This is a genomic window from Paenibacillus sp. Cedars, assembly GCF_003184205.1.
GTDB lineage: Bacteria > Bacillota > Bacilli > Paenibacillales > Paenibacillaceae > Paenibacillus_AQ > Paenibacillus_AQ glucanolyticus.
Map to the genome: position 1 here is coordinate 5853690 of NZ_CP020866.1, position 11415 is coordinate 5865104.

Sequence of the window (11415 nt, forward strand, 5' to 3'; positions counted from 1 at the left end):
TCCCAGTGACAAGACGTTGCTTCATGAGCGGAAGAAGAAATAAACGGCACAGGCCATAATGACTAACGATAAGGCAAATGCGTTCCTCAGCCACCGAGGCGTACGCCCCGGAATAGGACGCGCGCTCTTGGCTGTGCCTTCATACATCCGTTTCTTCCACTCGTTCAACGCTTCCCGTGAATCCGCGAAATTTCCGCATAACGCCTTATTCAGCCAGACAGCGTATGGCTTGAACACAGGGTTTCTTCGCAGTATCAGCTGCAGATCTGCAACACTGCGGGTCTGGGGAAGCTGGCAAGATGCCTCCCTTAAGGATTTCTCATCCAGCAGGCCGATACACATCACGGCAAACGAGAACAAATCATAGGATACGTCGCCGGTTCGGCTTCCGGCATTCCAGTATCCCCGATCATACCATTCTGTAAACTGTTTTACGCTGCGCCCAAAGGAGCTGACGCCTCCGTAATCGATCAGCTCCACTCTTCCGTATGCCGAGACCATTACATTATCCGGCTTCAAATCCCCGAATGCATAGCCTGATGCATGCAGAACAGACAACTTCTCAAGCAGCTTCAATCCAATCAGACTTACCCACTCGGTGCCGCGTTTGCGAATAAACCGATGCAGCGGGCTCCCCTCAATGTAACGCATGACATAGAAGGACACCTCATGGCTGCCATCATGATGATCGTCCGCCTCCACAAGATACGGGTCCGGCATCTGTTCTTTCAACGCATTCAGCACATTAATTTCGGATTGAAGATCCAGAGCGTCATGACCTACTTTCAGAGCATAACGCCCGCGTACTCCTGCCCGATGGACCAGATACACCTTGCCGTTAGCCCCTTTGCCGAGCATACGTTCCACGATATACCGGCTGTTCCGCCATTTACCGGTAATTACGGTTCCTGGCGGGTAACCCGGGTTAGACAACGTAGTCACCGAGCATCCCTTCCTCTTGGCTGGAATCACCCTGCCATGATTGATTACCTTCTAGTGTACCATATCGGTAAAATTCAATCACCTTTAACAGGGCAGGTCCTGTCGGCGTAGCCCCTTTCATCTGAAGCCGGCTGAACATCCCCCTCGCACCATCCAGATCCGAGGTCCAATCCACGTCCATGACCACATCTTCGCCGCTATGCTTGCCCGGAAAATGGAATACGGACAGCTTACTTGAGCCTAAGCGCGCTTTCAGGCTCAGCATCAAGTCACGTATTGCCTCTTCAACAGCAGCCAGTTTAGGCTTCATGCTGGCACTTGCATCAATTAACAGCGCTACTTGAAGGGATGACGTCTCAGCCAGCTCATCCACCACTTCAACGACTTGTGAACGCTTGTCTGGCGGAAGCTCCTCCAATGACCCGCTCCCTAAAATATGCTGTATCTCTTTATTTACCGCTTGTTGGATCGTCTGAACCACCGTTTTCCGAGTCATCATCTGCATCGTCTGTGCCAGCTGCGGTGTACCTACGATCCGGTGAATGCCTCCTCCCGCTTTGGCAATCTCCTTAATCTCCAGTCCCCCAAGCTCACCGATCGTCCCGTAATCAAGAACCCCCACCACGTTTACGACAATTCCGTCCTGCAGCGCATGGGCTGCGGCCAGTACCGGACTGGCCCCTACATTTGAGCATCCATCTGTAATCAGTAGAATTTGTTTCATAATTAAATAATCGCCTCCGTCTCATCCATTCCTATCGATTTGACTTCTATCTCTATCATTTCCACATTCAAGAGAGTTCAAACGACCAATAGGAAAAGAATAGGCGGAAAAAGATTCAGGGTCTTCTTAGGTTCCTCCATTTCCCGGGTAATCACATATTTTACCTGAATCCGTCAGCTAACCGTTCGGGGCCGTTCCATTCGAGCAAATCCCGGCACATGCACATTGGACCACTCGGGATGAAAATGATCGACGCGTCCGACCACCACCGTCATATCATCATGAATCTGGTTCTGTTGATAACGAATGACTTTCTCTAACAAACAATCGGCAATTTCCTGCGGGTCTTCGCTGCTCACTTCCTGAATCAAGCGCTTCATCCACAGCTCCTTGTTAACGGCGTAACCAGGAGCATCATAGATTCCATCCGTCATCATAATCAGAACATCGCCTGCCTGAAGCTGTAATGATACCAGATCCACCTCGATATCCTGAATGATGCCAATCGGAAGATTGCTGGCCGATACCGGTATGACATCGCTGCCCCGTTTAATAAAGCTTGGGGTTGAGCCGATCTTCATGAACGTGGTCTGAGCGGTATATTGATCGATTAGAGCCATATCAACCGTGGCATAAATTTCGTCCGGCGAGCGCAGCATCAAAATCGAGTTAACCGATTTAATCGCAAGTTTCTCATCCATCCCCGATTGAAGCAGCTGCTCCAATATATTGAGTGCCGAGCTGCTCTCGAGCCGCGCCCTTTCCCCGTTACCCATCCCATCGCTAAGCGCTACCGCAAACGTACCGTTGCCCAACTCGACCGTACTGAAGCTGTCACCCGATAAAATATCTCCTCCCTTGGCTGCCGCCGCTACCCCCGTCATAATTTCAAACGTCTTGGCTGAACCAAAACGCACAGTCGCCAAACCATCCCTCGGATGGGTCAAGGTCTCTTCCATCACAGCGATGTGCTCCCCGATAATGTCAGACAGCAGAGGTCCAATAATCTTCCTGCATTCGTCATACCCTCGGGTATATGCATGAATAATCTCAATCTCAACCTGGCCGGAATCCAAACTGATGATGTCGATGCCTTGAATCGATAACCCGAGCTGCTGCAACGCTTCTCTGATCTGCTCCTCCTGTATGTGCATCGTTTGGCTCTCCCGCTTGATCTCCCGGGCCAAGTCCTCCATCACCTGCGAAACCCCGGATAATTGTTCCGCTACCAGATGACGGCTATCGTATATTTGGCGTTTCCACTGCATATCATGTTGGTAGAGATGATACTGCTGCTTCAGTATGCCAAGCACTTCCTCCTTCTTGGCGCAGATCCGGCTCCATTCCGGCGGCAGATCCTTGGCTTCCAACTCCGGATTCTCCTCAATTGAGGTCATCATATCGGTCATATATTTATAAGTCTGGTAAAACTTCATATCCCAGCACTGATTCCGTTTATAGCATGTGGCACAGCTGCCTTCAGCCACGGCATTCATGAAATGGTTCATCTCCTCCGTTTGTCTGCCTGGAGGCTGCATGACCCCTGAGGTTTGTCCAAAACTTTGCGAGAGCTGGCGGAACACCTTGGAGAACTGCGTCACGCGATCCGCCGTAAGATCTCGAACCCGCTTCGCATATTCGTGCTGAGAACGAGTATGGTCCTGCGTACCCGGCACGTATTTGCCAATGGCCTGCATCACACTCTTCGGCGTGATCAGGAATAACACAATGGCAGCACAGGTTTCCCAAGTCGATATCATCACTTCACCAGGATTGCTGAAATAAATGGAGAGAATGGTAGCTCCCAGAAGCATTCCCAGCGAAACACCGCCTTTCTTTCCTTCCTTCAGCATCCCGGCGAGCATCCCGGAAAATGCGAGCAGGCTCATTTGGGAGAATGCCGATATATTGGCAAGACTGAGGATTAATCCCGTCACTACGCCCACGGAGGCACCCAGCGGAGCTCCCCCCACTAGAGCAAACAGCAAAATCAGATACCGGGATAATACATGCTCCACCGACAGGGATTGGACTGTCCAGCCGACGGCCCCTGTCATGACCGACGCCAGCAGAATGATAATACATAGAATTTCCTCGTTTCGGAGGACATACGATTTTTTACGAAGCGTCAGCACCGGGATGGCCTGGATAAATACCAGCGTCAGAACAAAACTGAGCACGGCGTTCAGGGTAAGCATCATCATGGAGTACCAGGTAATGCTCGGCCCGATGAGGACACTGAAAAGGTTCACAAAGAAAGTGGAGACAAACACCATCAGCGGTGCATAAGACAGTTCCGCCCGTTCATAGGTCTCCAATCCCCGCATCATAAAATAAAAGATCAAGATCTCTGCCGGCACCATCCAAGCCACCGGAAAGGACGCAAATAAACTTCCTGCCACGATAGCCACGCCTACCGGGAGAAGATAATCGCGGCGCATAAAGGCAATGACTGCAAAATAAGCAACTGCAAACGGAGACAGCTCTCCCAGAATCATCGCTCGTCCAAGCAGGAAACCCATGAAGGTTAGCAAGATCATCCACTTCTTTGCGGCCAGGAAGTGGATGGGACGCTGCAGGAAAGACAGCTGCCCTAAACGTTCTGTTACACGGGCACGAATAGAACCCGCTCCCCCTTTAACTGCCTCAGTACCCGGAAACATCACCAGATTTCTTTTGTCCATTACGCTGGCACCCCATTCTTCACGAATTTGTTGGTCCCATTATAAAACCCCCATTCAGGAAAGTTTGTCAGAACACCGGACAAGCCCCAAAGAAATTTCCGACAAAATCGCCGTGCCTTGCGAACGTTCGGGAAAAGAGCGTTCATCCTACGCGCCCAGCGGTGTTTCCACCGATCAAGCTTGAAACATCCAGGCAGATCATTTCCCGAATTGAGGCGGACATCCCGCGCGCATTTCCACGGGAGCGCCGTAAATTGCGTAGGAACCTGTCGTACCCTTGGATACAACGACAAAAAAACCGCAGAAGGCGATTTCCCTCTGCGGTCAGTTTATATTTTATCGAATTACATACGTTTGGCTCCGCGTCCGCCGCGTTTACCTTCCGTATTCTTCTTAAGCGAAGAGATTCGTTCTTCACTGTCTTTTAGGAAGCGTGACATTTTATCCTCGAATGAAGGCTTGTTGGCCGCAGGCTTAAACGGGCGTCCACCGCGTTCACGGTTGAATCCTCCACCACCGCCACCTCCGAATCGTTCTCCGCCGCCGCCTCCACTGCGTTCCGGTCTCGGTGCGCGGGGTGGACGACTTTCGGAAGCCGGCTTGTCGACGGCCTGCTTGATCGATAGACCGATCTTGCCGTCCTTGTCGACATTAATCACCTTCACGGTAACGACATCGTTGATCTTCAAATGATCGTTGACATCCTTAACGTAGTTGTCGGCGATCTCCGAGATGTGAACGAGACCCGTGACACCTCCTGACAGATCCACAAATGCTCCAAAATGCGTTATGCCTGTCACCTTGCCCTCTAACTTGGTGCCCACTTCAATTGCCATAGAATAAAATGATCCTCCCTTAAAAATATACAGTCGGATTTAAAAATCGCGCTGCGGTGATTTGATTATACGATAATGACCTAAACAAGGTCAACAGACGTCTGTCATGCCTAATTACGGCTTTTCGCCCGAATTTTGGGGCTGAATGATCGGTGTTTCATTTGGCAGATATAAACCAAATTTCTTACGGGCAATCTGCCCGATATATTCAGGGTCCTTCAATCGCTCCACTTCATGATGAATCTGGTTTAGCGATTGTTCAACGGACTTATAATCCCCTTGCTTCTGAGCTAGCGCTTCGTTCTGATTACGGATGCGGTCATTCTGGGACCAGAGCGTTGAACCTGCCCAGATCAAAAACAGCGCCATCATCGCCACAAACATTCTTTTACGCCGGCGGGCGCCTTTGTTCTTCGTCTTGGTTTGTTGGGGAGCCTGCTTCGACGGATCAGCAAATCTTCCCATGACCATACCTCCTAAAACCAGCGCTTCCACGCCTTAATAACCTTGTCCGCTAATTGCTTGCTCCATGCAGGTAACCTGACTCTGGATGTGATCGGTCTCAGCATCCATTTCAAGAGTCGCCAAAAAGGCATGAGGCATTTAAGTACCAAACGCAACAGCGACAGGAGAAACTTCCATAGAAACCTTAACAACCCTAAGCATAACATCAGGATTCCTTTAATCGGATTCCAAAGCAACATGCGGAACAACTTGTACAAAAAGGACAATATGCCTTTTGTCACTTGAATTAACATTACCACAAAACGCTGGGTTATGACACTCCATAATAAAAAATAGATCCAAACCCCTATAAATAGCCCTACAAACACGTAAAAACGCAGTTGGCCGTTATTGGTGAAGTACAACATGCGAAAAATGAAGAACGCTGCCGCAATCCAGTAAAGGAAGTCTAGGGTATGCTTGGACCATTTTGGGAAATGGAGCTGCCCGGCCAGCACCCGGTAGCTGTCGAAGGCGACTCCCATCGCTGCTCCGGAGAAGAGCATCCAGAGCAGCGTGATCCATTGTACGCTTGGGTTCATTTAAACAGCTTACCGAGCAGGCTCTTATTCTTGGCCTGAGAACCGGGATTCAGGTAAATAAGTGAATGCACCTGACCTTCAATAGACAAAAGCCCCTCTTCCAGGCTGAGATTTTTAATATGTAAATTTTGCCCCCGAATGGTGAGATGCCCCAGCTCGGTCTGAAGCAGAAATTCTTCACTGTCAAAACTCTCCACATTTTGGACACCCGTTATGTCCAGCAGCTTCCGGTTCTGCATCCTCAGGTCATGAAACTTGCCCTTCCCTTGGTCGATCATGGCATGTACCCCTCCTTTTAACAATAGCTTATGGAAAGGTGCCTGTCTTTAGAACCCGGAAGCGCACTTCAGTGAAGATCATGGCATAAAAAACAGAAGCGTCCCCCTCACCCCATGTGAGAAGGACGCTTCATGTAACGGTTTAGGCTGCTTACCAGTCCAGACCGTGATCTTTAACGATCGGTTCTTCCTTGACCAAGGTATAGAGGCTGGTTGCCTCATCTTTACGGGTTGTCTCGGTAAGACGCTCGACCCGGACGGTCACGAGCTTCTGGCCAAACTGGACGGTGATCTCATCGCCCAATTTAACCGTGCTGCTCGGCTTCGCTTCACGGCCGTTGATCAGCACCCGGCCTTGATCCGATACATCTTTCGCTACGGTACGCCGCTTAATTAACCTCGATACTTTCAGGAATTTATCGACTCGCATTATTTTACAGCTTCTTTAAGTTTGTTGCCTGCTTTGAATGCAGGAACGTTCGATTCTGGAATTTCGATGGTGTTGCCTGTTTGCGGGTTACGGCCTGTGCGTCCAGCGCGTTTGCGAGTTTCGAAAGTACCGAAGCCGATCAATTGAACTTTATCACCATTAGCCAAAGCATCCGTGATTTCGCCAAGGAAGCCATTCAAGACGTTCTCAACGTCTTTTTTTGTCAATCCACTTTTACCGGAAATGTTGTTGATCAGATCTGTTTTGTTCATGAGTTAAATCCTCCCAATTATCAGAAAAATATAAGATTTACGGTTATTCGGTTAAACCGCCTTGCACTCTGCAAGATTTCACCATAAATGATTATTCTGGATGCCTTGCGGAATTCCTGCCGCAAATCCCTATTTTTTTATTTTTTCGTGAAAAGTTGCCTTTTTTCACCCGTGGATCCCGCCGTTGTGTGACGATCCCGATTTGGCAGCCTGCCATAGGGCTTCCATCTCGTCCAAAGTACTTCCCTCAACGGATTTTCCCTGCAAAGCAAGTTGCTCCTCTATGTAGCTGAAGCGACTGACAAATTTCCGGTTCGTTCTCGAAAGTGACTCTTCCGGGTCTGCTCCGATGAATCTTGCTGCATTGGAGACCGCGAACAGCAGATCGCCCAGCTCAAGTGCCGTATCCTCGGCTGACTGACCTTCGGCCACGGCCTGCCGCAGTTCACCAAGCTCCTCCTCAATCTTCTGGAACACACCTTCGATGTTATCCCAATCAAAGCCGACCTTGGATGCCTTCTTCTGAAGCTTGTACGCTTTCATCAATGCGGGAAGATCCCGCGGTATGCCGTCCAGTACAGAGGCTTTCTCCGGGGAGAGGCCTTTAAGGCGCTTCTCCTCGGCTTTCATCTGCTCCCAGTTCTGCAAGGCCGATTCCGCGTCTTTGGCGCTGCTCTCGCCAAAGACATGCGGATGACGGAAGATCAGCTTGTCATTCAGGGCTTGAATGACATCGTACACTGTAAAGGTACCGAGCTCCTCCTCCATCTGTGAATGCAGCATAATCTGCAGCAAGAGATCACCAAGCTCCTCCTGCATATGCTCAGGATCATCCTCATCAATCGTCTCAAGCACCTCGTAGGTTTCCTCGATCAGATTTTTGCGGATGGACTCATGGGTCTGCTCACGGTCCCATGGGCAGCCTTCAGGACTGCGCAGAATGCCGACAATTTCATGAAGTCTGGCAAACGTCCTCTGCCGGAGCTGGCTGTCATCACTTCGAGGCACATAGACCAGCGACAGGTTCCCGTAACCTTCGATACGATCCAGTTCGTAGAGCGGCACACGCTGAATCGCTTCCTCGCCTTCAACGCCCAGCGCATGGCCCACGATAACCGGGTAATCGTCCGGATACAGTTCCATCAGCGCCAGCTTGACTTCCGAAGCGGTAAACATGTCATACACCTGGCCGATCAGGGTATGCAGCTGCGGCTGAAGGACGCTTGCTTGAAGCTCAGCTGCATCGAGAAGCTGGAAGCCCTCAATGGGATCGAAACCAAGGCGAACGAAGGCCTCGTCCAGAAAGCTCTCACCGCCGAGCACCGTCAGGGTCACATTCTCTCCCGGGCAGCGCTCCCGCAACAACCGAACCGTGGCTTCCGCTACCATGGGATGTCCCGGCACCGCGTAGACAATCTCACGATTATCCTCAGCAGCTCTGGCCAGGTTGATCAGAGCGGATGCAATGGATTCGTACACCTCAGGAAAGGTGTCATGTGCTTCATACACATGGTCAAACGATTCCGGATTGACCTGGAATTCATTCAACGCAGCGATTACGGGATGAGATAATGTGCGCACATACACCTTCGATGCCCGCTGCATGGTTTTTATGATGCCTATAGTCAATCGATCAGGATTGCCAGAACCCAGGCCGACCACCGTAATGGATGCACTCATACGATACTTCCTTTCGCTCTTCGTCCGCCTTGTAGACGTCGTTATCGTACACTACTATATCACAGAAGATCAAACATCTCACGTTTGCCGTGCTTTTAGCGCAGCACACGCAAGGCCCGCAAGAAGGCTGCCAGCGGTCTTCCGACCTTCGGCAGCATCCGAAGCTCCTCCTCCGTGAGGAGCTTCGTGAGCGCGGCGCCGATGAGGAAGGCGCCGCCACCGGCCGCGACGCCGCTCAGGCTCCGGGCCGCGGAGGTAAGGCGGCCTGGGGCGAAGCCGGCCGCCGCCAAGATGCCGCTGGCCGCTTCGCCTGCGCCCCAGGCGGCCAGCGCCACCGCTGCGAGGACGGGCAGCGTCCTCGCGAGCAGCCCGCCGGCGTCAAGCCGTGCGCCGGCACTGCGTGAGAGCAGCGCGAGATTGAGCGCTGCGGCGGTCAGGTGCGCAGCCACGCCAGCGATGGCTGCGCCGGTAATGCCCAGCTGCGGCACCAGCAGCAGGTTGAGCAGCAGCTTCAGTCCAGCCGCCGCCAGCAGATGGAGCGCTGGCGCCTTCACGACGCCGATGCCCTGAAGCAGCGCGGCTGTAATCGTGCTCAGCGTCCCTCCGGCCGCCGTGAAGGCAATCACCTGCATCGTCCCTGTACCGGCTGCATCTTCGTACAGCATGATGTTAATCGGCTCGGCAAGCACGGCCAGTCCTACGGAGGCCGTCATCCCGATCAGCCAGAACCAGCGAAGGGCCATACGGGTTTGCCCTGCAACACGGTCTGACTCTCCTCTGAACTTGGCTTCCGCCAGTGCAGGAATAAACAGAACCGACAAGGAGGCAGCCAGCATCGTAACCAGTTGGACCAGCGGCAGACCCCGGTTATAGATCCCAAACTCCGCCATCGTCAGCGCTTCGCCAAGCCCGCTGGATTTCAACAGCCGCGGCACTGTGAAAGTGTCCACCAGTCCAATCAAAGGAACCGCAAGCAGACTGAGGCAAACCGGGATGCCGTAGGCAAGCAGGCGGCGAATTAGAACACCTGCTCCCTCTTTAGTTACATCGGCATGCTGCCCCGAATCGTTCATATCCGGTATGCCGAATGTTGAACTTCCTTCTCCTCCATGTACCTTGCCTCGATACCCCTTGATGTGCTTCCGCCAGTACAGCCCCATCACCAAGAGCCCGGCTGCACCGCCGGCGGCAGACCCCAGGAGCGCCCCGGCCGCAATCATATCTGCACGGGCTCCGGCACGAATCATGTAGAGCAGCAGCGCAATCATAACCCCTACACGGACAATCTGCTCCGTAATCTGGGAAATCGCCGTTGGCACCATATTGTGCAGACCCTGAAAATAACCGCGCAGTACCGCCATCCAAGGAACGAACGCCAAAGCCAATGCACCTGCGCGAAGCGCAGGAACCACTTGGCTGCTTCCGATCCATAGGCCAATCCATGGAGCGCAAACATACATCAGGAAACCCAGGATTAGACCAAACAGCACCAAGGTGATGGAAGACAGCTTCAGCAGCCGGTGGCTGTCCTCGGTTCGTCCCACCGCCTCATACTCCGCCACATATTTGGAGACGGCAGCCGGGAAACCGACAGCCGCAAGGGTAATCATCATCATATAAAACGGATAAACCGTGTTGTAGATGCCGAATACGGCATCTCCGCCCATATTTTGTAGCGGTATTTTTTGCAATGTTCCAATCAGCTTGGACAGAATCGCGGCCGCACTGAGAATAAACGCTCCCCGCAGGAGCCTTACGCCTGTTTGATCTGGTTTCATAGCCTTCTTCCAATCCCCTACATGATCTTTACGGATCACCAATCAACCATAATACGGATGCCGTCATGTGTATCTCCATTATAACCAAGGGTAGGGGAGCGGTACAAAACTATATCAGACAACAAAAACTCCCAACTGTCGATTGATCCTAAGATCAACATTCAGCGGGAGTCTCCATCCAAGGCGTCATATCCTCGTCTTACTGTTCCATTTGCTTGCCGAGGAAGCCTGCGGCCGTTTCAGACATCTTCACTTCCATTTCACCCATGTTCACGGATTCATCCTTGTTCATCAGCACAACGCTGCCAATCGGATCTCCTCCAGCTATGATAGGCGCAACCACAAAAGCGGACAAGGCTTCCGGGTTGTCTTTGCTGATCTCATAAGTACCGCTGTTGCTTTCCAGAACCGTCTTCCGATTCTCCATGCAGTTCTCCAGAAGGTTGCCAATCGGCTTGTCCAAATACTCCTTCTTGGAGCCGCCTGCTACAGCGATGAAGGTATCACGGTCAGAGATGATCGTGATGTGACCTGTGCTCTCATAAAGGGATTCCGCATATTCCTTCGCAAAATCGCCCAATTCACCGATAGGTGAATATTTCTTCAGAATGACTTCTCCATCCCGGTCAACGAAAATTTCGAGCGGGTCGCCTTCGCGAATCCGCAGTGTGCGTCTAATTTCTTTCGGAATGACCACGCGCCCGAGGTCATCAATACGGCGGACGATACCAGTAGCTTTCATGTC

12 protein-coding genes are annotated in these 11415 nt (G+C 51.8%); all 12 read right to left on the minus strand.

The window, feature by feature from the left end; all coding sequences use genetic code 11:
• Nucleotides 1–21: 21 nt before the first annotated feature.
• The 12 genes from B9D94_RS28220 to spoVT all read right to left on the minus strand — a co-directional run bounded on the left by B9D94_RS28220 (nucleotide 22) and on the right by spoVT (nucleotide 11412).
• A complete protein-coding gene (locus B9D94_RS28220) occupies nucleotides 22–942 on the minus strand; it encodes a serine/threonine protein kinase (protein WP_006207438.1) in 921 nt (306 codons plus the stop codon).
• Complete coding sequence (locus B9D94_RS28225) at nucleotides 926–1666, minus strand: vWA domain-containing protein (RefSeq protein ID WP_006207437.1); 741 nt, start codon at nucleotides 1664–1666, stop codon at nucleotides 926–928. Before B9D94_RS28225 ends, B9D94_RS28220 begins: the two co-directional genes overlap by 17 nt.
• 173 nt (nucleotides 1667–1839) lie before the next feature.
• Complete coding sequence (spoIIE, locus tag B9D94_RS28230; RefSeq protein WP_006207436.1) at nucleotides 1840–4350, minus strand: stage II sporulation protein E; 2511 nt, start codon at nucleotides 4348–4350, stop codon at nucleotides 1840–1842.
• A gap of 344 nt (nucleotides 4351–4694) precedes the next feature.
• Nucleotides 4695–5186 carry a S1 domain-containing RNA-binding protein gene (locus tag B9D94_RS28235; RefSeq protein ID WP_006207435.1) on the minus strand — a complete coding sequence of 164 codons (492 nt, stop codon included), beginning with the start codon at nucleotides 5184–5186 and terminating at the stop codon, nucleotides 4695–4697.
• A gap of 114 nt (nucleotides 5187–5300) precedes the next feature.
• Nucleotides 5301–5651 (minus strand): FtsB family cell division protein, encoded by a 351-nt coding sequence (locus B9D94_RS28240; RefSeq protein ID WP_006207434.1) that lies wholly within the window; start codon nucleotides 5649–5651, stop codon nucleotides 5301–5303.
• Nucleotides 5652–5662: 11 nt separating this feature from the next.
• Nucleotides 5663–6232, minus strand: coding sequence for a spore cortex biosynthesis protein YabQ (gene yabQ / locus B9D94_RS28245; protein ID WP_006207433.1), 570 nt, complete (start codon nucleotides 6230–6232; stop codon nucleotides 5663–5665).
• Entirely contained in the window at nucleotides 6229–6510 is a 282-nt protein-coding gene (gene yabP, locus B9D94_RS28250) for a sporulation protein YabP (protein ID WP_006207432.1), read from the minus strand. The genes yabQ and yabP overlap by 4 nt, the downstream gene beginning before the upstream one ends.
• A 151-nt stretch (nucleotides 6511–6661) precedes the next feature.
• The gene (locus B9D94_RS28255; RefSeq protein ID WP_006207431.1) at nucleotides 6662–6940 is read right to left on the minus strand and encodes an RNA-binding S4 domain-containing protein; all 279 of its coding nucleotides are present in this window, start codon (nucleotides 6938–6940) and stop codon (nucleotides 6662–6664) included.
• Nucleotides 6940–7212 carry an HU family DNA-binding protein gene (locus tag B9D94_RS28260; protein ID WP_036640966.1) on the minus strand — a complete coding sequence of 91 codons (273 nt, stop codon included), beginning with the start codon at nucleotides 7210–7212 and terminating at the stop codon, nucleotides 6940–6942. Before B9D94_RS28260 ends, B9D94_RS28255 begins: the two co-directional genes overlap by 1 nt.
• Nucleotides 7213–7377: 165 nt before the next feature.
• Nucleotides 7378–8892 carry a bifunctional methyltransferase/pyrophosphohydrolase YabN gene (mazG, locus tag B9D94_RS28265; RefSeq protein WP_006207429.1) on the minus strand — a complete coding sequence of 505 codons (1515 nt, stop codon included), beginning with the start codon at nucleotides 8890–8892 and terminating at the stop codon, nucleotides 7378–7380.
• Nucleotides 8893–8987: 95 nt separating this feature from the next.
• Nucleotides 8988–10670 (minus strand): putative polysaccharide biosynthesis protein, encoded by a 1683-nt coding sequence (locus tag B9D94_RS28270; protein ID WP_006207428.1) that lies wholly within the window; start codon nucleotides 10668–10670, stop codon nucleotides 8988–8990.
• A gap of 199 nt (nucleotides 10671–10869) precedes the next feature.
• A complete protein-coding gene (gene spoVT, locus B9D94_RS28275; protein ID WP_006207427.1) occupies nucleotides 10870–11412 on the minus strand; it encodes a stage V sporulation protein T in 543 nt (180 codons plus the stop codon).
• Nucleotides 11413–11415: the final 3 nt, after the last annotated feature.